Genomic DNA, 24,788 nt, shown 5'->3' with positions numbered 1-24,788 from the left:
CCAAGAGTCGCCTTCCCGTGTTATAAAGAAGGGGAGAATGAAAACGGATTCACAGTCTGCCTAAGAGGAGTCTTGGATAATGAAAATTACGGTTACTGATGCAGCAAGCAAATGGTTTCGAGAGGAAATGGGAATGACCGGACGCGGTATCCGTTTCTTCGGGAAAGTTTATGGCAAGACCCCGGTGCATGAAGGATTTTCACTGGGGATGACCCCGGATGATCACCCCCGCGATCCAATCGTGGCAGAGACCAAAGACAACGTGACCTACTACATAACCGAGGGAGATCAGTGGTTCTTCGTCGGCTATGACTTAACGGTCGACTACGATTCCAAGACGGATGGGCCGACATATATTTATACGGATAATGGCGAGCTGGATAAGGAAGACTAGACGTTGGTCTAGCATTGCAAAATTCAAGGTAACTTTGGCTCTGGGACCCGTCTCAGGGCCTTTTGTATAAGTAAAATTATATCGGATTTCTGTCAGGAAACTGGTTTTGCTTGTGTTTCTCCGGGGACTCCGGTAGTATTTGAGCCACAGCAAGTAACCTTCGAAATCAAGATCAATGCAAAGAGATGCGCGGTCCCACCAATTTAACTGGCAGGAGCGCGCATCTCTTTATTCAAAATAGTTTTTTTAGTAGCAAATTGACTTTGGTCGTTTGGAGTCAAATCTTAGTGTTTAGTGTCGTCGGTGACTCAACCACCAGCCGCCGGTTAGGACGACTAGCGTCAGTCCACTGATCAGTAGCCCCAGGTTCAACAGCGGCGGCCAGTAGGACAGGGTGACAGTGCTTTTACCTTTAGGCAACTTTACCGCGGTGAACATGTCAATCGTCTTGTAGGTCTTAGCAGCCTTACCATTGACGGTAGCGTGCCAGCCCTGTGAATACGGAATGGACGTGTTCAAGACTTCCCCCGCCTTAGTGGTCGTCATTTGACCGCTGAAGTAGCGGCTGGCGTGTTTAGTCAGACGCCAAGGCTGGGACTTCAACTGCGCGACCGCCGACTTGAAGACGTTGGTGTTCAGGCTGTAAAGCGTGAAGTTTTCCAACCACAGCGAGCCCTTCTTCAGGGTAATCGTCAACTTGATGGTCTTGCCCTTGGCGTGATCTGCTACGCTCACTAAAATCGTGTTGCGGTAAGTCTTGTACTGGTTCAGTGTCTTACCATTCAGGATGAAGGTCGCGTTGTCCGGATTAACGGTGGAGCCGAATGTTAGGTAGTAGGGATCGTTGGTCGTCGGCTTCATGGTCAACGTGATGCTGCCGGGCTTTAACAGATTTTTCTTCTGAAGAACCGCACCGGTGATCTTCGTTTGTTGGTTAATATTGGCAAACGTTACCTGATCGAAATTCTGGGCGGCATACAGCTTACTGTCCGCGGAATTGCCAGTTAACGCTGCCAGCCAATTAGCCTGGTACTGTGCGGGATCGGCTGTCTTATTCTTGAGTGACAGAATTTGCGGACTTGCCGCGTAGCCTAATGGGAGCGCGTAGGGGTTCTTGTAAGTCGTTGCCCAGTGGTCGGCACCAATCTTGGTGTAATCGGCCAGGTCGGCCTTGTTAGACATCGCAGGCAGCATGCTAGAGCCGCTGAGTGCGCCAGACAGTTCTTTTTGCTGGAAGTAGTATTTCATGTTCAGCAGGGAATCGGTAACCAGGGTGCCGTTGGTGTAAGCAACAAAGCCGTCACCGTCCGGACTCCCCGTGTTGCCATAGAAGGTTGGAACCGCCTTAGGCAGAACCGAGGAGAAGACGCCACCGCCGTTGAAACCGGTCTGGAAGGCATCCCCCTTGGTCCGCATGAAGGTTTTGCCAATCCGGTAAGCACTAGTGTCCTTCTTCTGAACCTTATTGACTAATCGCTGAAGCTCATTGGTATAGTTGCCGTATTCACTTTGTGAGACGTAACTAATGTTGTTGAGCGAGGTAAAGGCGTTGGCCGAAATTTCGGTGACGCCGATGACGAAGAAAAGGAAGGGATAGATCCAGTGATGCTTGATGGGTAGTGTCGTCAGTATGAGCGCCATGACCACGAAGAACATACCCAATAGGACCTGATTCATTTGTAGGAATTTAAATGACTTCAAATTGAGCGCCACGTAGGCCGCACCGGCGACCACGATGAGTGTAACTAGGGCGATAGCCAGCCAGCCGGGTTCAAAGTCATTGGTCAGTGTCTGCGCCGCTAACCAAATCAGCCAGAAGCTGACGATAAAGGAGAAGCGGTACGGATACCAGACGGGAAATTGGCCGGCGTGCCAGAGCAAATCTAGGGGTTGGAGGCACAGCGATAGTGCCAGAAAGGCCGTGATGATGCCAGCCGTAATGCGGGTGCGCAGGGCAATCTTACGGTCACCAAAGTAGAAGAGTGCGCCGAGCAGTGCAATTGCGCCAATGAACAAGTTTGCCGTGCCATCAGGCATCTGATCAAAATTGAAGGCCCCCAGGAAGAACTTCGCAAGCATCTTGGGTGGGAAGAATTCAAATTTCCACTTAAAGGTCGTGACCGTGTACTGCGCCTTGCTCTGGGTAAGGGACCACCAGGTCGGTAGCAAGACGACTGCCGAGAGTAGTCCGGCGGTGATCGAAGTCCAGGCGAAGCGACCAGCCTGTGCTAGGAAGCCACGGAAGTTTGTGTAGCGGTCGACGGCCAGGTAAATGAACGTCAGAATCATAAAGAGACAGATCATGTAGGCCATATAGTAGTTCACAATTAAGCTAATCGCCAGCCAAATGACGTAGGTCCGCCACTTGCCTGTGTGCATCAGCACGTACAGCCCGTAGAAGACTAGCGGTAGCAGGTAAGCTGCGTCCAGCCACATGATATTCAGTTGATTGGCAACGGACCAGCCCATCAGTGCGTAAGCCGTAGCAAAGGTAATCGCCTTTAAGCCAGATTGTTGCGTCGTCTTGAGCAGAACCCAGGCGAAGGCCAATCCTGCCAGACCGTATTTGATCACGGTTAGGAAGAAGACCCCGGTGGTCAGAGAAGCTCCTGGACACAGGAGGAGAATCCAGTTCAGAGGGCTCAGCAGGTAGTAGGCCCAAGTCCCCAGCATTTCACCACCCAGGCCGTTGGCGAAGGAGTAGAAGATGCTGCTGGGATCGTGGAGTAACGCGCGTCGCATGTAAGCAAAGAAGTCGATATATTGTTGCCCCAAATCGACCGTTAACAGGCTACTCGACCCGAATGGAGCCATTTGACGGTAGATAAAATAGGCCGTCATGAGAATAAAGGGAGCTAAAAAAGCCCCGAGTAGGGTAAATTGGCGTGGTGAGAGGCGCCAGCGCCGGTTTCGAACTTGCAAGTAAGCCACCTCAATCTTTAGAAATTGTAAAAGTTACCTTGGAGCCTGTACATTTTGCTTTTCGCTCTCTAGAATAGCATAGAAACATTAAATTTCGGTAGCGGGATAGTTGTCTCCAGCGAAGTTTGGTAAAATAGTAGCTGTACAATAAGGAGCAGAGCTGTTGTGAAGAATTTTTATAATCGAGTTAGCAACCGAAATCAGCGGTCTGACGGTCCTCAGCGGTCACAGATCCCGTTTCGGTTAAACTTCCTATTCATTATCGTTGCCCTGTTATTTGCAGCGCTGATCGGTCAATTGGCGTATTTGCAAGTGATGTACGGGTCGAAATTTAAGGCGGAGGTCAATTCGACCGATACCACCATCGAGACGACGAACGTGCAACGGGGGATGGTTTACGATTCCACCGGTAAAGTCTTGGTGGGAAACAAGGCCCATCAAGCGATTTCCTACACCAAGGGGGTCAACGTGCTGTCGACGAGCATGTATGACATCGCCAATAAGTTGGGAAATTATCTGACCGTTTCAACCAGTTCTTTGACGCCCCGGCAGTCGATCGACTACTATTTGACCGATCAAAAGCGGTTAAAAGCAGTCGAGAGCAAGCTTTCCGGGACCAAGGGGTTGTCGGCAACGGCACTCTACAACAAGGCCTTAAATTATTTAGAGAACGATTCATCCTTTAAATTAACCGAGACCCAAAAGAATGCTGCCGCCATCTTTGCGAAGATGAGTGGGGCCTATGCCTTGTCAACGACCTACATCAAGGATTCCGGCGTCTCTAGTCGAGAAATTGCCGAAATTGGTGAACACTTGTCCGATATGCCTGGTGTTCAGGTCGGGACGAGTTGGTCACGGAACTACCCCAACGGGAAGTCGATGAATTCGATCATCGGGACCGTCTCGTCAGAAAAGACCGGGCTACCAAGTGACAGAGTCAATGAGCTGCTGGCTCAGGGTTACTCTCGAAATGACAGTGTGGGTCAATCCTACCTGGAGCAGGAGTACGAATCCGTTCTGCGGGGGACTAAGGCTGAGAAACAGGTCGAAGTGGCTGGGAACAACACGGTGACGAAGGAAGTTAAGAAGTATGGTGGGCAGAAGGGGGACAACCTCCAATTGACCATCAACTCCAAGTTCCAGAGTCAACTCCAATCCTTAGTCAAGTCGGCTGAAGCCGGTGCCGGGGGCAACTCGACCGGGACCTATGCCGTTGTGATGAACCCGAATACTGGTGGGGTTATCGGAATGGCCGGTGTTGACCGGGATCCCTCAACGGGTAAGACCACCGACAATGCGTTGGGAACGATTAACAGTGATATTGTCATGGGGTCCGTTGTTAAGGGCGCCATGGTCTCTGGTGCCCTGATGAAGGGCGTCATCACGCCAACCAACAGTACCCTGACCGATATGCCGATCACCGTTGGTGGGGTCAAGAAGTCTTCCTGGTTTAACCACGGGGGCGGTTCTAATATCGCCGTTAACGCCGCTGGGGCGCTGGAAGTCTCCTCTAACTCCTACATGATGCAATTGGCTATGAAGGAAGCCGGATTTAACTACTCTTCCGGTGCTGCCTTGACCATGAGTACCAAGGCGTTCGATATCGAACGGGGATACTTTAAGCAGTTTGGTCTAGGAGTTAAGACCGGGATTGATCTGCCTGGTGAAAGCTCTGGATTGGAAGGGTCGAGTTCGTTTGCCCACATTGGGAACGCGTTGGACTTGTCCTTCGGGAACTACGATGCCTACACGGTCATGCAAGTGGCCCAATACATGTCGACGATTGCCAATGGTGGCACACGAATCGCACCACACGTGGTTCAGTCCATTCGTGGCACGACCTCAACTGGGAAATTAGGGGCGGTTAAATCGACCGTTGAACCTAAGATCTTAAACACCATTGATATGACCGCTGCACAGAAGCGGTTGGTCAAGGAAGGGCTCTACGACGTGGTTCACGGGAGCAACACCTACAAGACCGGTGGGGCAATGTCTTCCATCACGCCGAAGATCTCGGCTAAGACGGGGACGGCGCAAACGTACTACAAGGGGAACGAAACGGTTACCCTGAGTCTGGCGTCTTTCGCACCGTCAACGCATCCTCAAGTGGTAGTGGCCTTGGCCATGCCTAACTTGGGTGTCAACGCCGAAAGTAACAACATGACGTTGGCTAAGAAGATTTATGCAGCCTACTGGAAGACGGTTCAATCAACTTCCACAATTAATGAGTAAGTTAGTTTAAAGCGGTGTGAACGATCCGATTCGTCGGGGGTTCACACCGCTTTTGCGTCATTTAGAAGCGTGTTGTTAAGCAGTCGCCTGCGGTTGCCAGAATTTTACCTGCTGTGGGAACCGGTTATATATTTTGGCCTCCTCCGGCCTAGGTTAGTTGTTAACTCACAGGACATAGCGAAGTCGTGTGAACCAGGCGACTAATCTCGCTGGCTTACGTACCTGTACTTTCCTAATTATTATTGAGGCGAAATACCTAATTCAGGATGTGATCAGTCTGATTATTTTTGACGAATTGGCAAGAGTCTTTAGGCCAGTGAAAGTAATGGTGTATAATGTTCTTGTATCAGGGACAAGCTCGACACAGTGGGGCAATCATCGGTCACCGAATCGATTGCAACTCTAGGTAATTTAGCTGTTAAGTATTTTTCCTTAACATATTTGGAATTATGGCTGGTAATTGTCCCGAAATAATGGTAATATATTACGAGTTAAGGCTCATGCCTGTAATTATGAACAAGTTGGGAGGTTACCCATAATGCGTGTACACATCACTTTAGAATGTACTGAATGCCACGAACGCAACTACTTATCCAGCAAGAACCGGCGTAATAACCCGGATCGTGTTGAATTTAAGAAGTACTGCCCACGTGACCGGAAAGTAACTTTGCATCGCGAAACTAAGTAAGGGTACGGGCGAGAGTCCGACCCTTTTTTTATACATCGAATGAATCAAGGGGGTAAATGATGCCAAGTAAAGCAGAGATTCGGCAACAAACGATTAAGGCCCTGTCAGCAATGGCCGTGGTCGATCGACGACGGGCGTCTGATGACCTCTATCAGCAGTTGTGGGCGTTACCAGCCTATCAGCAGGCAACAACGATTGCCACAACGATTAGCGGGGGCTTTGAGCTCGCCACGCGGCCGATTATTGAACGCGCTCAGGCTGATGGCAAGACGGTGGCAGTCCCGCAGACCCTACCCAAGCGCCAAATGGCTTTTCACGTGATGGATGAGACCACCACGTTGGCCCGGACCAAATTTGGCCTGATGGAGCCGCAAGATAATCGCATTATTGATCCGGCCGATTTCGACCTGATCATTGTGCCCGGCTTGGTCTTTGCGGCCAGTGGTGAGCGCGTTGGCTTTGGTGGCGGCTACTATGACCGTTATCTGCCTAAGACAACGGGGACTAAAGTCGCCTTGGCCTTACCCGCTCAGCAGATTGCTGCACCGACTTGGCAGGTTGATTCCTTTGACATATTATTGGACGCGGTACTAGCCGCTAATTTAAAATAGAAGGGAAGCGGCATCGTGGCGCAAATGAAGTATCGGCTTAATCGGCTCAATCAATACCCGTTCATGACGGTCGGCCTTATCGCCATCATGGTTCTGGTTTACGGTGCCATGACGTTGGACGGCGGCAGCACCAGTGCTAACGTCTTGATTACTTTCGGGGCGAAGCTGAACCCGTTGATCCAACAGGGAGAATGGTGGCGGCTCTTTACGCCAATGTTCCTGCACATCGGGTTTACGCATATTCTGATGAACATGATCACACTGTACTTCGTGGGGATTCAGATTGAAGCAGCATTCGGTCACACGCGGTTCCTGGCCCTGTTTTTGGTGTCTGGGGTCGGCGGTAACGTCGCTAGCTTCTGTTTCTCGAATAGTTTATCAGCTGGGGCCAGTACGGCCATCTTCGGCTTGTTTGGGGCCTTCATGATGCTTGGGGAATCTTTCTGGCAGAATCCCGTGATTCGTCAGCTCGCACAGACCTTCTTGGCCTTCGTGGTGATGAACATTATCTTTGATTTATTCGCGCCAGGAATTGATTTAGCAGGGCATATTGGTGGACTGGCTGCCGGCTTTTTGGCAGCGTATTCATTAGGTGTTCCTAGGATTGGTAAGGTTAGCGTAGTTAAACGCGTTGTAGCAACTATCGTCTTGATTGGTGGATTGGTCTGGCTGTATATGCACGGCATGGCGCAGTAGAAGCGAAAATGTCCCGTGCAATTTCACGGAGGTTGTGGCACAATGAAAACGTTATATGATGTTCAGCAGCTACTTAAAAAATTTGGTATTTATGTCTACGTGGGCAAACGTCTTTGGGACATCGAAGTCATGGCATTGGAATTGGATCACCTCCGTAAAGCACGGGTGGTCGACGACAAGACCTTTGTGGCGGCTAAGGTGGTTCTCACACATGAACACCGCATTGAAGTACAACATGCAAGAGATCAACACCAATCCATTGGAGGGATTTAGAGTATGGCACGGAATTTAATTGGAATCGATTTAGGCGGGACTACGACAAAGATGGCATTCCTCTCCACCGCTGGAGAAATTCTGGCAAAGTGGAGCATTCCCACGGATATCTCAGACGAAGGTAGCCACATCGTTCCCAATATTATCGATTCGATCAATCAACATATCACCAACTCAGTATTTAGCAAAAATGACTTTATCGGTATCGGGATGGGGACGCCCGGTTCAGTCGACATTGAAAACGGCACGGTTATCGGGGCCTTCAACTTAAACTGGAAGAAGCGTCAACAAGTTCGTGACCAGATTCAAGCAGGAATCGGCCTGCAATTCATCCTCGACAACGATGCCAACGTGGCATCCCTGGGTGAATACTGGAAGGGTGCCGGTGAAAAGGACGCAGATGTCGTCTTCGTCACTTTAGGAACTGGTGTCGGCGGTGGGGTCATCGCCGGTGGTCACCTGTTGCACGGTATCAATGGTGGGGCCGGTGAACTCGGTCACGTCACGGTGCAACCCAACGGTTACCTGTGTACCTGTGGCAAGCGCGGTTGCTTGGAACAATACGCTTCAGCAACCGGGGTCGTTCACGTGGCCTCTGACATGGCTAAGGACTTCATGGGCACGTCACGTTTGAAGGAAATGGAAGACAATCAGGAAAGCGTGACGTCCAAGATGGTCTTCTATTTGGCTGACAACGGGGATATTCTGGCCAACCAAGTCGTTGACCGGGTCACATTCTACTTAGGCTTAGCTTTGGCTAACGTTGCCAACATCTTGAACCCAGCCAACATCATCATCGGTGGTGGGGTCTCCAACGCTGGTAACACGTTGTTACAACCGACGACCCGTTACTTCCAAGAAAATGCCTTCCCAGCAGTTCGGGATTCAACCAAGCTGCGGTTAGCACAACTCGGAAATGACGCCGGGGTCATCGGGGCCGCTTCATTAGCATTACGGTTCCAAAAAACAAACTAAAAGATTTAGAGGATTAGGAAGGAAGATTTCGTTTTGGTTATTGGTGCAATCTCAGGATGGACAGTTTATACGATTGTCCTCATCATTCTTATTGCCGTGTGGGGCGGCTGGCAGTTGACAACGATCATCCGGCGTAACCGGGTCGCAAAGTTGATCGACGCCGAAACATTTGAAGCTGGTATTCGGACGGCTCAAGTCGTTGACTTACGCGAAAAGAAGGACTTTGACGCGGGACACATTTTGGGGGCGCGCAATTTCCCTTACTCAACGTTCAAGGCTTATCACAGCCAACTCCGTAAGGATCTCCCGGTCTACTTATACGACCAAGGGAAGACCATTAGCACGCGGGCCGCAATCATGTTAGGTAAAGATGGTTTTGACCAGATCTTTATCTTGAAGACTGGTTACGTGCGTTGGGAAGGTAAGACTAAGAAGACGAAGTACTAAACAAGTAAGGACCTACGGCATTTTTGCCGCGGGTCCTTTTTTGAAATGTCTGAAAATGGTCGCCTGCGGATGCCAGCAACTCCGCCTGCTGTGGGGGGCGGTCCAAGCCAAAAAGCGGTCTTGAACCTCGACTTGAAGCCGTAAAAACCGTACGTCTCCAAGCTCGCCCCATGACCTAACCTGACAGAGAACGTCAGCCAAGGTCATCGACACGGCCGGCTACGTTACTGGCCTCCTCCGGCTAGGATAATTCTCAGCCGTAATCAATTGTCTTGACCGTAAATTAAGCTATTAGCAGTAAGCCTGCAGAGGTTTCATTGTCTTCACGTGGGTCCGCACTTGATTCAGAGAGCAAATAAAAAGGAACCTAGAATGAAACATCCCAGGTTCCTTGCAAACTAACCGTGGTGAGCTGAATGACTCTTCCGGTTGGCTCGCTTGCGGTTTTCTTCAAACCGTGATTCCTGATCTTCGATTGGTTGAACGACCTTTTTTTTGAAAGAGAAGACAGCGCCGGCAACGGCACTGGCCGTAGCGACTACGCCAAAGAGAAAGCCCTTAGTGAAATGCTTCATAGTATCGACTCCTATCATTTTTAATAAATTAGTTATCCGCTTCCATTATGCTGGTTTTGTCCTGAAATAGCCAGCAATTAGCTGAATCCAGTCGAAAAAGTCGCGGGTTTTGTGATACGCTAGCTTTAGGAAAAACAATGAAAGGAGTGGCGGTATTGTTCAAACGGCAAGGAACCCAAATTCTGGCCCACCGGGGAAGCAAGGGGACACGGCCGGAAAACACCTTGATTGCGTTTCAGGCCGCGTTAGACGCTGGCGCTGACGGTATTGAGACCGATGTCCAACTGTCTAAGGACGGTCAGATGGTGATTATGCACGACGAACAGGTTGACCGGACAACCGACGGAACGGGAAATATCAGAGATTTGACACTGGCACAGCTCAAGCAATTGGATGCTGGGAGTCACTTCGCAACGGAATTTGCTGGGACGCGGATTCCAACACTGGACGAGGTGATTCAGCTGCTCGACTTGAATCAATTTACCGGGATATTTAATCTGGAATTGAAAACCAACAAGTTTCCTTATCCGGGGATTGAACGGCAACTGGCGACATACTTTAAGCAATGGGATGTTCCGTTTCGATTAGTATTTTCGAGCTTCCGGGCACAGTCGTTACTGACCCTAAAGACCTTGTATCCGCAAGCCGAATACGCCAAGCTCTTTCAGACGGCCGGGCGCCAGGCCAAACAAATGCAGCGGCGGCATCAGGTGGCGGACCTCCATCCGGATATCCGGTGGGTCAAAGCCCATCGTTTCTGGCTACCACACGTGCAATTGCGACCGTGGACGGTCAATTCAGCGGCTGACATGACCTACTGCTTCAAGCACCATTTTGCGGGCATCATTACCGACTATCCGGCACAGGCCGTTCGCTTGCGCCAGCAAATACAAGGAGAATTCGATTCATGGAAAAAGTCTTAGCAATCGTGGGGCCGACTGCCGTGGGTAAAACCGCGCTGGCCATTGACCTTGCGCAAAAATTTAACGGGGAGATCATCTCCGGAGATTCCATGCAGGTTTACCGCCACCTCGACATCGGGACGGCCAAGGCCACGCCGGCGGAACAAGCACAGGCGACGCACCATCTGATCGATGTCAAAGACGTTGATCAACAATTCACGGTGGCGCAATTCGTAGCGGCTGCCCAGGCGTTGATTCCAGCTATCACGGCGCGGGGCCACTTGCCGATCATTGCGGGCGGAACCGGTTTTTATTTGCAAGCCCTATTCGATGGGTTGAAGCTTGGAGCCGAGGCACCGGGAGACCCGGCCGTACGTGATCACTTCCGGGCAATTGCTCAGGAGAAGGGGGCCGAGTACCTGTGGCAAGAGTTGGCTGCCAAGGATTCCCAGGCCGCTGCCAAAATTCCGGTGACCAACATTCGCCGGACGGTGCGGGCACTGGAGGTCATCACAGTCACTGGGCAGCTCTTCTCCCATCAGGAGAACGGGGGACCCCAGTACGATGAGCTTTACCTGGCGTTGAACACGGACCGCAACCTGCTGTACGACCGGATCAATCAGCGAGTCGATCTGATGGCCCAGGGGGGGCTCGTGGATGAGGTCCGATGGTTGGCCAGTCAGGGAGGGACTGATCTCCCAGCGGCTACCGGGATCGGCTACCGAGAGCTATTGCCGGTTCTCGACCAGCCGGAACGGATTCCAGCGGCTATCGATCAGGTCAAACAGGACTCTCGGCACTACGCAAAACGGCAATTGACCTGGTTCCGTAACCAAACGACCGCCACTTGGTATGATTTGGTCCAGCACCCCGAACAGCGGCCAACCATTGAAGCGCAGGTCTCGGACTGGTTAAAAGCTTAATTTGGTCTAGAAATTAACTAAAGAATTTTTAAAAATCAGTTTTCATGTCATAAAACATGACATAAGTTCTTGACTCCCCGTCACAGGGTGGTATGATAGCCTCATAGTTAAAGGGGGCCAATCGCATGAAGGAGAAAGAGTTACGACGGTCAATGGCCGTGTTGCCAATGGGAACCGTGATGAAGCTGACGAGCTTAACTGCCCGGCAGATTCGCTATTATGAGTCTCAAGGGTTGATTTCTCCCGAACGGAGCGATGGTAATCGGCGGTTGTACTCGTTAAATGATATTGACCGTTTACTTGAGATTCGTGATTACCTCGCGGATGGTGTTAACGTGGCGGGAATCAAAGCCATTTACGACCAGCAACAGGCCGCGGCCCAGGCCAAACGGGACGCGCAACAGCAACCGTTGACCGATGAGGACGTGCGCCGCATCTTGCAGGATGAATTCATTCGGCAAGGTGGTCTGGGCCATCCGGAACCAGGGCTGCAACAACGGCCTCTTTAACCACGATATTTTGGAGAAACAAAAACTGACAGGGAGCGATTTAAATGGCAAAACGGGACTATTCCAAAGATGATATTCGCCAGATGGCAAAGGACGAAAACGTTAAATTTTTACGGTTAATGTTTACCGACTTATTCGGGACAATCAAAAACGTTGAGGTGCCCATCAGTCAATTAGGCAAGTTGCTCGATAACAAGCTGATGTTTGATGGTTCATCGATCGATGGCTTTGTGCGGATCGAAGAAAGTGATATGTACCTGTACCCTGACCTTTCAACTTGGATGATCTTCCCTTGGAGCACGGAACGTGGCAAGATTGCACGCGTTATTTGTGAAGTTTATACCACGGATGGCAAGCCTTTTGAAGGCGACCCACGGAACAACCTGATCCGGGTCTTAAATGACATGCGTAAGGCTGGCTTCACCGACTTTAATATCGGACCGGAACCTGAATTCTTCCTGTTCAAGATGGATGAAAACGGCAAGCCAACGACGGAACTCAACGACAAGGGGAGTTACTTCGATATGGCCCCAATGGACTTGGGTGAAAATTGTCGGCGTGAAATCGTCTTGACTCTGGAAGAAATGGGCTTCGATGTTGAAGCCGCCCACCATGAAGTGGCTCCCGGCCAACATGAAATTGACTTCAAGTATGCCGATGCCTTGACCGCCGCTGACAACATCCAAACGTTCAAGCTGGTTGTGAAGACCATTGCCCGTAAGTACGGGCTGTACGCCACGTTCATGCCAAAGCCTTTGGCCGGTATCAACGGTTCCGGGATGCATTTGAACATGTCTCTCTTCCATGACAAGGGCAACGCCTTCTTCGATGAAAAGGGCAACATGCAACTGTCAGAAGATGCCTTCCACTTCTTAGGCGGGCTGTTGAAGCATGCGCGGAGCTTTACCGCCATCTGCAACCCAATCGTCAACAGTTACAAGCGGTTGGTTCCTGGCTACGAAGCCCCTGTCTACGTGGCTTGGTCCGGTTCTAACCGGTCACCACTGATCCGAGTACCAAACTCTCGTGGCTTGTCCACCCGTTTGGAACTTCGGAGTGTGGACCCAGCAGCTAACCCATATCTGGCCATCGCTGCCGTTCTGGAAGCTGGCTTGGATGGTTTGCGGAACCAATTGGCACCACGTGAGGCCATTGACCGGAACATTTACCGGATGGATGCTGAAGAGCGTCAGGAAAACCACATCACCAACTTGCCAGATACGCTGCACAATGCGTTGAAGGACTTAGCAGCTGATGAAGTGATGCGTAACGCCATGGGCCACCACTTGTTCCAGAGCTTCATGGAAGCTAAGAACTTGGAATACAACTCTTACCGGACGCAAGTTTCCCAATGGGAACGCGATCAGTACCTGGAACTGTACTAAACTGAAGCTTAACTGAGGGATGAAAGCTGTCGCCTTTGGCTGCCAAAGGTTAAGATAACTGTTCATCCGCGCAATTTGCGTGGTAGAATCTCGCATACGCAATGCAAATAATCCATTTTAAATTGCTTGATAAAGCTGTTGCCCTGGACCTATGTCTGGGACAACGGCTTTTTTGCTTGATAAACTTTTGTATCAAATGTTTGTTAGATGCATTAATGAGTTACGTTATTGGCTTGTCATTTAATCGATTGGTAAGTTATTGGATTCGTCAGTCAGTAGCTGGTGTTTTAAACTAAAATTAGTCGTGAGTATAGCAATCGACATGATGCGAAGTACTTGTTTTGAATTTGAGAGAAGCTGAAAGGATTTGTTGCATTAATGCTGAATCAAAGCCGGAGGAAGTCAGGGATGGCGCCAGCCGTGGCAACGGTATTAGGCCGGGTGATTGATTCTTCCCGGTCTTACAGCGTGGAATGCGTTTGGAAACTCGCCTGGACTTGGCGAGGTTTCAATCCGAGCCGGAAGTCAGTACTTTGGCTGCAGGCGGTCCCCACAGCAGGCAGAACCCCTGACAGCCGCAGGCGACCAGTCTCGACAATCCCATCAGCAATGTGGCAAACAAGCTCAAAAATTTTAAAAATTTCATTGTTTTCCGGCGAAATTGGGCGAAACTGCTTTATTCTGCGGCGTTTTTTGGTAACATGAACGTATAACCAAATGTTTTCAGCACAGGCTGGGGAACATGAGAATGAGGGATAATCCATGGAAAATCAAGAACAGCAAGCCAATGCAGCCGATGCCCTGACGCAGGTAATCGCAGGTAAACTCGATTACTTAAGTACGATGCAGGCAGCGGTTCAGCATGGCGATGACCGAAAAATCTACGAACTTCTTGATCAAGTTCGCTACTACCAAGAAGTAAAGAAGACCCGTGCTAACCGGTCCGTGAACCATTTAGCCGAATTGGTCGACAACATTCATCCCCAAATTAGCCATTATTTGAGTGACAATTTAATCGATTATTTAGGCCACATTTACCCGTTCTTCTACTACGAGGAATTTACGACGGGGATGTTCCACATTTACTTTGGTAACTGGTGGGACCGGCGATTATTTGGTGACCTAGACGTCATCAATGTTCGTTTTGAGTTTGACAAGACCGAATACCAAAAGCTCCGCGATTCCTTCGGGCTGGAGGGCCAAGGCCAACGTTTGAACACGTCAAAGATTGAAGCCGTTTCCGCTGAAAGCGAAAATCTACAGGAATTAGTCGATGCTCAGACAACGCGGGACAACGAGAAGACTAAGCTCCGTGACCAGTTGAAGGAAAACAGTGGCAAGAGCAGCATGCCATGGGAGTCTGGCAAGGTTAAGGGCGAACGCCAAGAAATTATCGATCAATTGACGAAGTTGGCGGACGAGGACGAAAAGGCCCTGAACGCCCACAAGCAGATTAAGGAAAACGATGATAAGATTCTGGTCTTGTCCAAGGAAGATACGATTCTGAATTACGAAAAGCAAAGCATTCGCGATGCCTTCGATGATTTTGAACATTTCGAGGCTCACAATGCCAGCTTGTATGCCGATTACTTGAATAGCCTATTGGGTAAGAGCGAGGGTGAGGTGACAGTCGATGATTAACGAAAACGATCCATCCACGTTAACCACGAGCGGCCGCCTACTGAACTATAACGAAGCCATCAAGGACGGCCTGCAAACCGGGTTGACCTTTACGAAACTCATGGACCAGTTGATTCGGACGACCGATGCTGATGAACTGGTTAGTGCGGCCACGCAACTCGCCGACTTTCAATTGGACTCCGACTATGTTACATTTCCACACCAATATAGTAATGCCGATTACTACCTGCTATTCATGTCACGGATGTTGGAATTGCACGATCAGGGTAGCCAAGTGATCTTGCAGTCACGTGATCACCGTGAAGAGTTGACGCAACAGTTGACGACGTTAGGCGATCGGGGAACCTTTAGTTTCCGCGTAGAATCCTCCGAAAATGGTGGGGTCTTCTACCGTGAACGGGCAACCGGTCAATCCTTGTTCTACCTGAACTTGGAACGCAAGATGTTCCGCTTCAACAGTCATGCGTTGACCCAACTCTTCATCATTGACTTGCACGAGACGGTTCCGGCCGAAACGGTTAAGACCTCCGTTCAGGTATTATTGGACTTTGCGCGTTACTTGAAGGAAGACTACGGTTATTCCGTGGACTTTAACATCTTGGACGCTGCTAACCGCCAGAACTATTCAGTTCGGGCCGCAGATTTGCCAGCAGGTATCGTCGACCGCTTGTTTGTGACGGCCGCTAAGAACGACTACATGCTGACGAACGGTGTGAATGGTAACGGGGCCGAAATCGCGTTGGATAACAACGTGGTCGTGGATATCTTCAATAATCAATTGGAAGGTCAGCCTGAATGGGTCTTGACCGTCCATGATGATGATCAGAAGATTTCCTGGTTCGATGTTCTACTGAAATACCCGTTCATGCGGGATTGGTACTTAGAAAATCTGACGGATCTGGAAATTAAGTCAGACCCACTCGTCTTTGAATAGGGGGTTCACGCGGTGTTAGAACTAGCAAAACTGGTACAGCAGTCCATCTCCTTAGATGAACAGATTACCCGGGATAGAGACATTGAACTTCCCCGGAAGGTTCAAATCGAGAACGCCTACGTCGCACTGGATGTCGAATTGGCTGAAACGGCCAACACGTCCGAGTGGTTCAAAGTGTGGAAGACGCACCGTGGTAAGGCTGACGAAGGCCAAACGCCACGCCAGACCTTACTGACGGAGTATACCGATGCCATGGACTTCTTCTTCCTGGTCGCGGCCAAGAAAACCTGGACGCATCTGATTATGATCACCGAAGAGGACCTGAAGGGGCTGGAGAAGAGTCGGCCAGCTAAGGACCTTGATCAACAATACTTAATTCTAAAGCGCATGTTATTTAACAGCCACTTTGACCACCGACAGGAAGATTTCCGCCACGCTTGGCGGCTATTCCTAAAGTGGGGTTTTGTGGATTTCGGATTTAGCCAAGATGAGATTCAAACGGCTTATGAAGAAAAACGCAAAGTTAACCTGGATCGTCAGGCAAATGATTATTAAAATAGCAACAGTTCAAAAGGATCGCCCAATCGCCGGTCCTTTTTGCGTCTTCAGGAGAAGTTAAGCTTTTCACAGACTGGTTGATAGTATACGAGGGTGCCCTCGGTAGGGATGTGGACTGTTATGGGCACCGTGTGTCAAATATAGTAACAGTCGCGATAATTAGGAGAAGACTGCTGGCATTTTTGAGTGGGGACTGTTAAAATGCAAGAGCTATGTGTTAAGAACTATTGATTAACATCACTATTACCTAATAGTTCTATATGTAATCGTAACTGTCCTAAAACTTTTAAATTATTGAAGACTGACAGTTACGGCTGAATATTTATAAATTTCATGAACCAAAAGGGAGGGGACTCTTATCAGTCACGTCGATCCACGGGTCGTTCGGACCAATGAACGGCTACGTCAAGCCCTAAGTGTTTTACTTGAAGATCATCAGTTAAAGGAAGTCTCCGTGCAAACACTGACGAAGACCGCTCAGATTACCCGCGGTACCTTTTATCTCCACTACAAAGACAAGGCCGACTTCCTCCTGCAAACGGAGCGACAGGTCGTGGACGAGTGGTTCTTTCACGCTGAAACGATTACGGCGGTTACTGACACCAATACGGCCGCAGGCGTTTTACAGGTGACCGGATTTGATCTGAACGCTGCACTGGAGTATGCGGACAAGCACCATCAGATTTTGGCCACGTTGTTTGATACCCAATTTCCGCATTTTCGGGAATACTTACTGGCTACGCTGATTCAGAAGCTGTACCAGTTTGGCTTGAATTTTGAGGGGAAACAACAAAACTTTCACATGACGGAAAACGAAATTCCGGCCAGCTATCTGGCGTCTGCTTTCGTGGGGATGATCATGCAGTGGCTGGCCGATGACCGGCGCTTCAGTTATAGCCATCTGGGCCGTAGCTTTGCGGCACTGTTGCCCAGCCCTGAAGCGACGCGACTACGTGAGTGGTTCATCACGTGTAACCTGGAGAAGTAAGCGTCAGGTGTTTCAGGCCTATAGCGATAACGTTCTAATTTAAAACAGGTCGCTGTTTTCACCCGAATTGAAAATAAAGCTTGACGTGAGAAATCCTATCAAGTATAATTTTCATGTTGTATTTGTGGACTTCCACAGCTGCAACCGCTCGGGACAAGTCATTAAGTTTTCCGCTTGCGGAGCACTTGTTTTCGGCGAGTCTAAGTCTAAAACTATAAGGAGGTGCACACACATGTACGCAATTATCGTAACTGGCGGCAAGCAGTACAAGGTCGAAGCAGGCCAAGCTGTTTACGTCGAAAAGTTGAACGTTGAAGCTGGTGAAAAGGTTACTTTTGACCAAGTTGTCTTTGTTGGTGGCGAAACGCCTAAGATTGGGACGCCAACTGTTGCAGGTGCAACTGTTACTGGAACTGTTGAAAAGCAGGGTCTGGAAAAGAAAGTTGTTACTTACAAGTACAAGGCCAAGAAGGGCCAACATACGAAGAAGGGTCACCGTCAACCATATACCAAGGTTGTCGTTGATGCTATCAACGCTTAAGCCTAAAGATTAAAGAGAGGCGATCTCGATGATTCACGCGACGTTCCATCACGGAGCTAACCGAATCGATTCATTCCAAATCACTGGCCATGCTGACTCAGGTGAGTATGGTCAAGACATTGTTTGTGCCGCAGTATCGGTGCTTGCGATCACGACCGTCAACAGCTTGCAACGAATCGCTAAGATTCCGGTGCAAGTCGACAACCGCGATCAGGAAGGTGGCTTTCTGGAAGTCCACCTCCCACCAAAGCTGGAAGCAACGGCTGAACTTAAGGGACAAACGCTCCTCCAGAGTTTTGCGGATGGGTTAAGAGATGTCGCCACAAATTACGCGGATTTTGTTAAATTCGCAGAAACCAAAGATTAATTTGCGGAGGTGAAACTTATGCTGATGAACATGAACTTACAATTCTTCTCTCACCATAAAGGTGGTGGGTCTACTGCTAACGGTCGTGACTCTGCTGGTCGTCGTCTTGGGACGAAGGCTGCTGATGGCTCAACTGTTACCGGTGGTTCTATCCTCTACCGTCAACGTGGTACGCACATCTACCCTGGTGTGAACGTAGGCCGCGGTGGGGATGATACTTTGTTTGCTAAGGTTGCTGGCGTTGTTAAATTCGAACGTCTTGGCCGTGACAAGCGTCAAGTATCCGTATACCCAGTTACTGAAGAAGTAGCTAAATAACACGAGGTTTTCCTCGTACGACTGAAGAGCTTGAGGCGAGACCAATTCGCTTTAAGCTCTTCTTTCTCTCTCTAAAATGAAAGGCGTTCCGTCAGGCTCGTGTGAGCTGGTGGTGATGAACGTTTCTCGAACTGGCTGTCAGTGGCCGCTCATCGCAACTGAAGAAACTGGTCGACTTTGGGCCAGCTACATATCTTTTTTGGTTACGATGGGCGGCGCACGGGCCGGTGATTTCTCTAGCAGGGGTTGCCGTTTTCCTATAAAATGGTACGCTTACCAGGGAAGTCGTCAGGCAAGACGACGGCTTTTATCGCTGATAGTTGGGACAATGGGGTCTTGTGGGCGTTGCCCAGCTACACGGTGAAAGTCTTACCAGAATCAAATTCATCTCTAAAATAGCAAAGGGGTTGAGTTGATGTCGACTAGAATCGAACGGTTACAAGCACAGTTTGACCGGCTCAGTATCGATAGTTTCTTGGTGTCCAGTGCAAGCAACCAGCAGTATCTAGCTGGTGCGAGCGTTGAGGGTGGCGATGGCTATCTTTTGGTAACGGCTAAGGATGCCGTATTCATTACCGATGCTCGGTATCTGACGGAATTGAAGGCAACCATTCCAGACATGCCACTAGCAATCACGCGGGACTATCTGCAGGCCGCTAACGACCATTTACAGGCCGTAGGGGCCACCGTACTCGGAATTGAGGATAGTTTATCCTTGAACGAGTATCAGTGGTTAGACGAGCATTTGTGGACGGACATCGTGCCGTTGGCTGGCGTCGTGGACAATTTACGGCAGATCAAGGAACCGGCTGAGATTGCGGCGATTCGCAAGGCCACTGCCTTGACCAGTCAAGGGGTGACTGCGTTGTTTGATCAGCTCCACGTGGGTATGAGCGAACGACAAGCCGCGCAATGGCTGGAACGGTGGATGGGTGACCACGGATCGACCGGTACGAGCTTCGATACCATCGTGGCGAGTGGCAAACGGGCGGCCTGGCCGCACGGGTCTGCCAGCGACAAACTGTTGGCGGATCATGACATGGTCACTATCGACTGTGGCTTCTACGTGGACGGGTATACGTCTGATGTCACCCGGACGGTGGCGTTGGGTGACCCCGGTGAGCTGCTCAAGTCAGCTTATCAGGCCGTTCAAACGACCCAGGAGAAGATCATGGCAGCTGTCAAACCCGGCGTGACCGGTGGTGAGCTTGATAAAATCGGGCGCGACTACCTGACCACACAGGGTTACGGCGAGGCCTTCATTCACGGAACCGGCCATGGTATTGGTCTGGATATTCATGAGGGGCCGAACATTGGTCGCGGCTGGCCCGACGTGATGGCGGCTAATGAAGTCATTACGGTCGAACCCGGTGTGTACTTTGCGGATCAGGGTGGTCTACGGATTGAAGACGATTTATTGGTGACGCCAGAGGGTCACGAGACGCTGACGACGGCACCACGGAATTTAATTATTCTGTAAGTCACACGCTCATCTTGCTTTTTATGGGTAAAAATTGATATTATAAAGAGGACATATTTTAGGAGGCTGACAACATTATGGCAATTTCTACTGCTGATTTTAAAAATGGTTTAACTATCGAAGTCGATCACGCAATCTGGCGGATCGTTGAATTCCAACACGTAAAGCCAGGTAAGGGTGGCGCTTTTGTTCGTTCAAAGCTAAAGAACTTACGGACGGGTGCTGTGCAAGAAAAGACTTTCCGTGCCGGTGCTAAGATGGAACGCGCTGACATCCAAACGCGTTCAATGCAATATCTTTACGAAGACGCTGACAACCGGGTCTTCATGGATACGGACAACTTCGAACAAATCGAAGTGCCTGACGACCAAATCAAGGCACAATTGCCTTACTTGCAAGAAAACATGAACGTTGACTTGGTACAATTTGGTAACGAAGTTCTCGGTATCGAAGTACCAAACACCGTTGTTTTGGAAGTTACGGCTACTGAACCTGGTATTAAGGGGAACACCGCTTCTGGTGGTTCCAAGCCTGCTACCATGAACACTGGCTTAGTCGTTCAAGTGCCATTCTTCGTTAACGAAGGCGACAAGCTCTCCATCAACACGACGGATGGTACCTACATTTCTCGTGCCTAAGTTTTCATACGTTTAAACAGTAAGGGAGGGTCAACGAATGGCAGAAGATACTAATATCATTTTAGAATCAAAGGAACCCGCACTGGGTAAGATCGAAGTGGCGCCACAAGTCCTCGAAATCATCGTCGGCATTGCGGCTAGCCAAACTGAAGGCGTTGCGCGGATGCGTGGTTCACTGGCAAACAGCGTCACGGAGCTTTTGGGTCGCAAAGAACAACACGGTAAGGGCGTTAAGCTCGTGTTTGATGGCGACGAACTAGCAGTTGATGTGTACGTTTACTTGAATTACGGGGTAGCGGTTCCCAAGGTTGCCTTGGCCATTCAAGATAGCGTGAAGCAACAATTGTTGTTCATGACGGACCTCGATTTACGTGAAGTAAACGTTCACGTGGAAGGCGTCATTCCCGAAAAGACGGCGCAACAGGTCGATCCAGATAACCTGTTCAACCAGAGCGATGAAGGAGACAGTGACCAATAGTGACACTTACACGACATCAAATTCGGGAACGCGCATTTCAAATGCTCTTTGCATTGAACGCCAATCCCGAAGCTGATCAAGACGCGTTGTACCAACGTGTTCTGACCGATGACCCGAACCAAACCGTTCCCGTGCCCGCCTACCTGACCACTTTGGTACAAGGCGTTTTGGCGAACCAACCCGCGTTGGATGCCCAAATCGACCAGTACTTGAGCACCGGTTGGCAATTAAAGCGGATCGCAAAGACCGACTTGGTCATTATGCGTATCGCTTTCTTTGAAATTGCGCACGTGGAAGAAGTGCCGAACCGAGTTGCCGTTAACGAAGCCTTGGAATTAGCCAAGAACTTCAGTGATGACCGCTCTCGTCGCTTCATCAACGGGGTGCTTGCCCATACTTTGGACGGCGATTCCGCTGATTCACAAGCTTAAACTAAGAGACCGACTGCCCTTTTGGGTGGCCGGCTTTTTGTTTGCAGACTTGCGGGGTATGACTGTAGAGAAAAGTGGAGGTGGCCGCCTGCAGCTGCCAGGGGTTCCGCCTGCTGTGGGGACCGGTGCGAGCCTGTGGAGCGGTCTCGCACCTCGACTTTAAGCCATGCCAGGTTCGGGCATGGCTTAAAGCTCGTCCCGCGCTGTAACCCCGGGAAGAACCGAGCGCCCGGCGTAACACCGCCGTCACGGCCGGCTCCACCCCTGGCCTCCTACGGCTATGATTTGTCGCTGCTGTCAGTGGTGGCGGGTCTGCAAGCCAAAAGCGGCGTTGCCAGTAGGGCAGTCGGTATCTTAGTTATTGCTGTGGTTGTGATATGAATTTTGACGACATGGTTAGTTGATGGCAACGAATATGGCTGATGTCATTGAAAAGAAGGTAGCGAATAGCAAGTGGGTAATCTGGTGGCATGAGTAATAAGAATTATAAAGCTTTAGGAGAAGCACAGCAGCTTTGGACAGTAGCCCTAATTTCCCGATGATTGAGGTTGTTTGGCCGGGTCAAAGTGCCCGTCAAACGTCCCAAATATATAGATTTTTTTGTGGGAACGGATACCACCCCCGTTTTCAGATAAGGTATGCTAAAATGGAAAGTAACTTTGAATTTTAGGGGAGGACAAGTCGCATGGCAATCATTATCGACGGGAAACAGATCGCAAAGGACCTCAATGCGCAGACCCAGCAACGGGTCGCCGCACTGAAAGAACAGGGGGCCGTTCCCGGTCTCGCCGTTATTATCGTGGGCGATGACCCGGCCAGCGCCATTTACGTGCGGAACAAGCATCGTAAGGCCGTCAAACTGGGTATTAAGTCCGTGGTACGGGAACTTCCCGCAACCATCAGTCAGGCCGAACTCCTCGCTATTGTGAACGAATATAACCACGATGACAGTATCCACGGCATCTTGGTCCAGTCGCCACTTCCGGTGGGGTTGGACGAGCAGGCAGTCGTGGCTGCCATCGATCCTAAGAAGGATGTGGATGGCTTTCACCCGTTGAATGTGGGGCGGCTTTTTGCCAACTTGCCGGGGCATTATCCGGTCTCGTGTACGCCGCGCGGCATCATGACGATGTTGGCTAGCCTGAATGAACACCTCCGCGGGAAGCAGGCCGTGGTCGTTGGTCGCAGTATGATCGTGGGGCGACCGATGGCGGCAATGTTACTGAATGCCGACATGACGGTAACCGTGGCGCATGTGCATACAAAACATTTGGAAGAGATTACCCGGACTGCCGACGTTCTAGTCGTGGCGACCGGTGTGACCCACTTGATTAAAGGCAATGATATTAAGCGCGGGGCCATCGTCATTGATGTGGGGATGGACCGCGATGAAAATGGTAAGCTGACCGGCGACGTTGATTTTGATGCCGCCGTAGACCGGGCTGGCGCAATTACGCCGGTTCCGGGTGGCGTGGGCCCGATGACGATTGCCACGTTGATGCAGCAGACGGTAGACTTATGTGAGTGGAGTGAGCAACTTGGCAGCAACTGATTACTTAACAGTTACGGCGCTAACCCAGTATTTAAAACGCAAATTTGAGGTGGACCCCTATCTGGGTAAGGTCTACCTGACGGGGGAAATTTCAAACTTTCGCCTGCGACCACACGCTCATCAGTATTTTAGTTTGAAGGATGACCACGCTAAAATCAGTGCTATCATGTTTCGCTCGGCGTTTGAGAAGCTGAAGTTTACGCCGGAAACCGGGATGAAGGTCCTGGTCACCGGACGGATCTCCCTGTACGAACCCACTGGTCAGTACCAGATCTACGTAGAACGGATGGAGCCCGATGGTATTGGTCAACTCTATCAGGCCTACGAACAATTGAAGAAAAAGTTAGCCGATGAAGGGCTATTCTCAGCACCTAAGCGGCCGTTACCGCGTTTTCCCAAACGGATTGCGGTCATCACGAGTCCTAGTGGGGCAGTCATTCGCGACATCATTACCACCACGCGGCGGCGTTATCCGATTGCGCAGATTGTGCTGTACCCCGCAGTGGTTCAGGGGGATGGTGCGGCACCAGATTTGGTGCGACAGCTCGAACGCGTTAATGCGGCTGGGACTTACGACACCCTGATCGTTGGACGTGGTGGTGGGTCCATCGAAGATCTGTGGCCATTCAACGAGGAAACGGTAGCGCGGGCCATTGCGGCAAGTCAGATTCCGGTGATCTCATCTGTCGGTCACGAAACGGATACGACAATTGCCGACCTGGTTGCTGACGTGCGTGCGGCAACGCCAACCGCAGCGGCCGAGTTGGCCGTTCCCGTACTGACCGATGAAGTGGTTAAGTTACAGCAACAGCGAACGCGTCTGTATAATGCCATGACCAATCGGATCAATTTTCAGCAGGAACGGCTCAATAAACTGATGGCGGCCTACGTTTTCCGGCAACCGCAGCGTTTGTATGAGACCTACGTTCAACGGCTGGACCATGCGCAGCAGGGATTGACGCGCAATATGCGGACACAATTGCAACAGACGCAGCAACGCTACCAATTGGCCCAGCAGAGTTTGCAAAGCCACAATCCGTTAGCCCGGGTTCAGCGTGACCAGACGACGGTGACGCAGCTGGCCGACCGGCTCAACACTGAAGCCAAGCGTTATCTGGCCGATCGTCAAGAACGTGTGGGTAAGCTGATCAACGGGCTGGACTACTTGAGTCCACTGAAGATCATGGGTCGGGGCTATAGTTACGTGACGCAAGATGATCACGTGGTGCGGCAGACGGCTGATTTGAAGACCGGACCCGCTACGATTCACTTGAGCGATGGCACCGCAACTGCGGATATTACTGACATTCAACCAACATCGGAGGATTAA

The 24,788-nt window shown here is 50.4% G+C and carries 28 protein-coding genes and 1 other annotated feature; of the genes, 26 read left to right on the top strand and 2 right to left on the bottom strand.

Translation table 11 applies throughout. The features are described from left to right. The first annotated feature begins 79 nt into the window (after positions 1–79). Positions 80–394: a HesB/YadR/YfhF family protein gene (locus ACEPSU_RS07685; protein WP_020090040.1), complete on the top strand. Its 315-nt coding sequence runs from the start codon at positions 80–82 to the stop codon at positions 392–394. Positions 395–685: 291 nt separating this feature from the next. Here ACEPSU_RS07685 and ACEPSU_RS07680 read toward each other — a convergent pair whose 3' ends face one another. Next, positions 686–3,316, bottom strand: coding sequence for a YfhO family protein (locus ACEPSU_RS07680; protein ID WP_395320961.1), 2,631 nt, complete (start codon positions 3,314–3,316; stop codon positions 686–688). Between the two features lie 165 nt (positions 3,317–3,481). Between ACEPSU_RS07680 and ACEPSU_RS07675 the strand changes: the two genes are divergently transcribed. From ACEPSU_RS07675 to ACEPSU_RS07645, 7 genes are all read left to right on the top strand, one after another. Then, positions 3,482–5,548: a peptidoglycan D,D-transpeptidase FtsI family protein gene (locus ACEPSU_RS07675; protein WP_020090038.1), complete on the top strand. Its 2,067-nt coding sequence runs from the start codon at positions 3,482–3,484 to the stop codon at positions 5,546–5,548. A gap of 538 nt (positions 5,549–6,086) precedes the next feature. Continuing rightward, positions 6,087–6,236 carry a 50S ribosomal protein L33 gene (rpmG, locus tag ACEPSU_RS07670; protein WP_011667723.1) on the top strand — a complete coding sequence of 50 codons (150 nt, stop codon included), beginning with the start codon at positions 6,087–6,089 and terminating at the stop codon, positions 6,234–6,236. Between the two features lie 59 nt (positions 6,237–6,295). Next, positions 6,296–6,847 (top strand): 5-formyltetrahydrofolate cyclo-ligase, encoded by a 552-nt coding sequence (locus ACEPSU_RS07665; RefSeq protein WP_020090037.1) that lies wholly within the window; start codon positions 6,296–6,298, stop codon positions 6,845–6,847. A 24-nt stretch (positions 6,848–6,871) separates the two neighbouring features. Then, positions 6,872–7,543 (top strand): rhomboid family intramembrane serine protease, encoded by a 672-nt coding sequence (locus ACEPSU_RS07660; protein ID WP_395323160.1) that lies wholly within the window; start codon positions 6,872–6,874, stop codon positions 7,541–7,543. 42 nt (positions 7,544–7,585) lie between these two features. Further along, entirely contained in the window at positions 7,586–7,816 is a 231-nt protein-coding gene (locus tag ACEPSU_RS07655) for a YqgQ family protein (protein ID WP_020090035.1), read from the top strand. A gap of 3 nt (positions 7,817–7,819) precedes the next feature. Further along, positions 7,820–8,791 (top strand): ROK family glucokinase, encoded by a 972-nt coding sequence (locus tag ACEPSU_RS07650; protein ID WP_020090034.1) that lies wholly within the window; start codon positions 7,820–7,822, stop codon positions 8,789–8,791. A 33-nt stretch (positions 8,792–8,824) separates the two neighbouring features. Then, the gene (locus ACEPSU_RS07645; RefSeq protein ID WP_020090033.1) at positions 8,825–9,238 is read left to right on the top strand and encodes a rhodanese-like domain-containing protein; all 414 of its coding nucleotides are present in this window, start codon (positions 8,825–8,827) and stop codon (positions 9,236–9,238) included. A 398-nt stretch (positions 9,239–9,636) separates the two neighbouring features. On the opposite strand, the gene ACEPSU_RS07640 is transcribed toward ACEPSU_RS07645, so the two are convergent. Next, a complete protein-coding gene (locus tag ACEPSU_RS07640; RefSeq protein WP_020090031.1) occupies positions 9,637–9,813 on the bottom strand; it encodes a DUF3042 family protein in 177 nt (58 codons plus the stop codon). A 155-nt stretch (positions 9,814–9,968) separates the two neighbouring features. On the opposite strand from ACEPSU_RS07640, the gene ACEPSU_RS07635 reads away from it, so the two are divergent. The 18 genes from ACEPSU_RS07635 to xseA all read left to right on the top strand — a co-directional run bounded on the left by ACEPSU_RS07635 (position 9,969) and on the right by xseA (position 24,788). After that, positions 9,969–10,736, top strand: a complete 768-nt coding sequence (locus ACEPSU_RS07635) for a glycerophosphodiester phosphodiesterase (RefSeq protein WP_395320953.1) — start codon at positions 9,969–9,971, stop codon at positions 10,734–10,736. Next, entirely contained in the window at positions 10,721–11,638 is a 918-nt protein-coding gene (miaA, locus tag ACEPSU_RS07630) for a tRNA (adenosine(37)-N6)-dimethylallyltransferase MiaA (RefSeq protein ID WP_395323329.1), read from the top strand. The genes ACEPSU_RS07635 and miaA overlap by 16 nt, the downstream gene beginning before the upstream one ends. 125 nt (positions 11,639–11,763) lie before the next feature. Beyond that, a complete protein-coding gene (locus ACEPSU_RS07625; protein ID WP_020090028.1) occupies positions 11,764–12,147 on the top strand; it encodes a MerR family transcriptional regulator in 384 nt (127 codons plus the stop codon). 44 nt (positions 12,148–12,191) lie between these two features. Next, complete coding sequence (gene glnA, locus ACEPSU_RS07620) at positions 12,192–13,532, top strand: type I glutamate--ammonia ligase (protein ID WP_020090027.1); 1,341 nt, start codon at positions 12,192–12,194, stop codon at positions 13,530–13,532. Positions 13,533–14,294: 762 nt separating this feature from the next. Beyond that, positions 14,295–15,173, top strand: a complete 879-nt coding sequence (locus tag ACEPSU_RS07615; RefSeq protein ID WP_395361498.1) for an exonuclease SbcC — start codon at positions 14,295–14,297, stop codon at positions 15,171–15,173. Continuing rightward, positions 15,166–16,107 carry a hypothetical protein gene (locus tag ACEPSU_RS07610; protein ID WP_020089027.1) on the top strand — a complete coding sequence of 314 codons (942 nt, stop codon included), beginning with the start codon at positions 15,166–15,168 and terminating at the stop codon, positions 16,105–16,107. Before ACEPSU_RS07615 ends, ACEPSU_RS07610 begins: the two co-directional genes overlap by 8 nt. A 12-nt stretch (positions 16,108–16,119) precedes the next feature. Next, on the top strand, positions 16,120–16,662 hold the full coding sequence (locus ACEPSU_RS07605; protein ID WP_020089026.1) for a dUTPase: 543 nt from the start codon (positions 16,120–16,122) through the stop codon (positions 16,660–16,662). 457 nt (positions 16,663–17,119) lie between these two features. Further along, positions 17,120–17,653: a TetR-like C-terminal domain-containing protein gene (locus ACEPSU_RS07600; RefSeq protein ID WP_395320947.1), complete on the top strand. Its 534-nt coding sequence runs from the start codon at positions 17,120–17,122 to the stop codon at positions 17,651–17,653. A gap of 132 nt (positions 17,654–17,785) precedes the next feature. Continuing rightward, positions 17,786–17,865: a sequence feature (ribosomal protein L21 leader region), on the top strand. 20 nt (positions 17,866–17,885) lie between these two features. Beyond that, the gene (gene rplU / locus ACEPSU_RS07595; RefSeq protein WP_020089024.1) at positions 17,886–18,194 is read left to right on the top strand and encodes a 50S ribosomal protein L21; all 309 of its coding nucleotides are present in this window, start codon (positions 17,886–17,888) and stop codon (positions 18,192–18,194) included. A 28-nt stretch (positions 18,195–18,222) separates the two neighbouring features. Continuing rightward, positions 18,223–18,561: a ribosomal-processing cysteine protease Prp gene (locus ACEPSU_RS07590; RefSeq protein ID WP_020089023.1), complete on the top strand. Its 339-nt coding sequence runs from the start codon at positions 18,223–18,225 to the stop codon at positions 18,559–18,561. Positions 18,562–18,585: 24 nt separating this feature from the next. Beyond that, positions 18,586–18,879: a 50S ribosomal protein L27 gene (gene rpmA / locus ACEPSU_RS07585; RefSeq protein WP_027825933.1), complete on the top strand. Its 294-nt coding sequence runs from the start codon at positions 18,586–18,588 to the stop codon at positions 18,877–18,879. Between the two features lie 264 nt (positions 18,880–19,143). Further along, the gene (locus tag ACEPSU_RS07580; RefSeq protein ID WP_395361496.1) at positions 19,144–19,278 is read left to right on the top strand and encodes a hypothetical protein; all 135 of its coding nucleotides are present in this window, start codon (positions 19,144–19,146) and stop codon (positions 19,276–19,278) included. A gap of 16 nt (positions 19,279–19,294) precedes the next feature. Further along, the gene (locus tag ACEPSU_RS07575; RefSeq protein ID WP_395320945.1) at positions 19,295–20,359 is read left to right on the top strand and encodes a M24 family metallopeptidase; all 1,065 of its coding nucleotides are present in this window, start codon (positions 19,295–19,297) and stop codon (positions 20,357–20,359) included. Between the two features lie 77 nt (positions 20,360–20,436). Continuing rightward, positions 20,437–20,997, top strand: coding sequence for an elongation factor P (gene efp / locus ACEPSU_RS07570; protein WP_125701674.1), 561 nt, complete (start codon positions 20,437–20,439; stop codon positions 20,995–20,997). Between the two features lie 37 nt (positions 20,998–21,034). Beyond that, a complete protein-coding gene (locus tag ACEPSU_RS07565; RefSeq protein ID WP_020089019.1) occupies positions 21,035–21,475 on the top strand; it encodes an Asp23/Gls24 family envelope stress response protein in 441 nt (146 codons plus the stop codon). Further along, on the top strand, positions 21,475–21,906 hold the full coding sequence (gene nusB / locus ACEPSU_RS07560) for a transcription antitermination factor NusB (protein ID WP_395320942.1): 432 nt from the start codon (positions 21,475–21,477) through the stop codon (positions 21,904–21,906). Before ACEPSU_RS07565 ends, nusB begins: the two co-directional genes overlap by 1 nt. Before the next feature lie 685 nt (positions 21,907–22,591). Next, positions 22,592–23,458: a bifunctional methylenetetrahydrofolate dehydrogenase/methenyltetrahydrofolate cyclohydrolase FolD gene (gene folD / locus ACEPSU_RS07555; RefSeq protein ID WP_395320940.1), complete on the top strand. Its 867-nt coding sequence runs from the start codon at positions 22,592–22,594 to the stop codon at positions 23,456–23,458. Further along, a complete protein-coding gene (xseA, locus tag ACEPSU_RS07550) occupies positions 23,445–24,788 on the top strand; it encodes an exodeoxyribonuclease VII large subunit (protein WP_395320938.1) in 1,344 nt (447 codons plus the stop codon). The genes folD and xseA overlap by 14 nt, the downstream gene beginning before the upstream one ends.

The sequence above is a fragment of the Levilactobacillus parabrevis genome (assembly GCF_044051715.1).
In the GTDB taxonomy this organism is placed as follows: domain Bacteria; phylum Bacillota; class Bacilli; order Lactobacillales; family Lactobacillaceae; genus Levilactobacillus; species Levilactobacillus parabrevis.
This window is presented reverse-complemented; position numbering and strand designations above follow the sequence as displayed.

Bases quoted from the DNA above. Each gene is read 5' to 3' on its own strand.
- ACEPSU_RS07610 (WP_020089027.1), top strand. From the start codon at position 15,166: ATGATTAACGAAAACGATCCATCCACGTTAACCACGAGCGGCCGCCTA.
- folD (WP_395320940.1), top strand. From the start codon at position 22,592: ATGGCAATCATTATCGACGGGAAACAGATCGCAAAGGACCTCAATGCG.
- ACEPSU_RS07665 (WP_020090037.1), top strand. From the start codon at position 6,296: ATGCCAAGTAAAGCAGAGATTCGGCAACAAACGATTAAGGCCCTGTCA.
- rpmA (WP_027825933.1), top strand. From the start codon at position 18,586: ATGAACATGAACTTACAATTCTTCTCTCACCATAAAGGTGGTGGGTCT.
- ACEPSU_RS07685 (WP_020090040.1), top strand. From the start codon at position 80: ATGAAAATTACGGTTACTGATGCAGCAAGCAAATGGTTTCGAGAGGAA.
- ACEPSU_RS07660 (WP_395323160.1), top strand. From the start codon at position 6,872: ATGAAGTATCGGCTTAATCGGCTCAATCAATACCCGTTCATGACGGTC.
- ACEPSU_RS07580 (WP_395361496.1), top strand. From the start codon at position 19,144: ATGGTACGCTTACCAGGGAAGTCGTCAGGCAAGACGACGGCTTTTATC.
- ACEPSU_RS07625 (WP_020090028.1), top strand. From the start codon at position 11,764: ATGAAGGAGAAAGAGTTACGACGGTCAATGGCCGTGTTGCCAATGGGA.
- glnA (WP_020090027.1), top strand. From the start codon at position 12,192: ATGGCAAAACGGGACTATTCCAAAGATGATATTCGCCAGATGGCAAAG.
- rpmG (WP_011667723.1), top strand. From the start codon at position 6,087: ATGCGTGTACACATCACTTTAGAATGTACTGAATGCCACGAACGCAAC.
- ACEPSU_RS07575 (WP_395320945.1), top strand. From the start codon at position 19,295: ATGTCGACTAGAATCGAACGGTTACAAGCACAGTTTGACCGGCTCAGT.
- ACEPSU_RS07650 (WP_020090034.1), top strand. From the start codon at position 7,820: ATGGCACGGAATTTAATTGGAATCGATTTAGGCGGGACTACGACAAAG.
- ACEPSU_RS07655 (WP_020090035.1), top strand. From the start codon at position 7,586: ATGAAAACGTTATATGATGTTCAGCAGCTACTTAAAAAATTTGGTATT.
- ACEPSU_RS07590 (WP_020089023.1), top strand. From the start codon at position 18,223: ATGATTCACGCGACGTTCCATCACGGAGCTAACCGAATCGATTCATTC.
- ACEPSU_RS07565 (WP_020089019.1), top strand. From the start codon at position 21,035: ATGGCAGAAGATACTAATATCATTTTAGAATCAAAGGAACCCGCACTG.
- miaA (WP_395323329.1), top strand. From the start codon at position 10,721: ATGGAAAAAGTCTTAGCAATCGTGGGGCCGACTGCCGTGGGTAAAACC.
- efp (WP_125701674.1), top strand. From the start codon at position 20,437: ATGGCAATTTCTACTGCTGATTTTAAAAATGGTTTAACTATCGAAGTC.
- ACEPSU_RS07640 (WP_020090031.1), bottom strand. From the start codon at position 9,813: ATGAAGCATTTCACTAAGGGCTTTCTCTTTGGCGTAGTCGCTACGGCC.
- rplU (WP_020089024.1), top strand. From the start codon at position 17,886: ATGTACGCAATTATCGTAACTGGCGGCAAGCAGTACAAGGTCGAAGCA.
- ACEPSU_RS07615 (WP_395361498.1), top strand. From the start codon at position 14,295: ATGGAAAATCAAGAACAGCAAGCCAATGCAGCCGATGCCCTGACGCAG.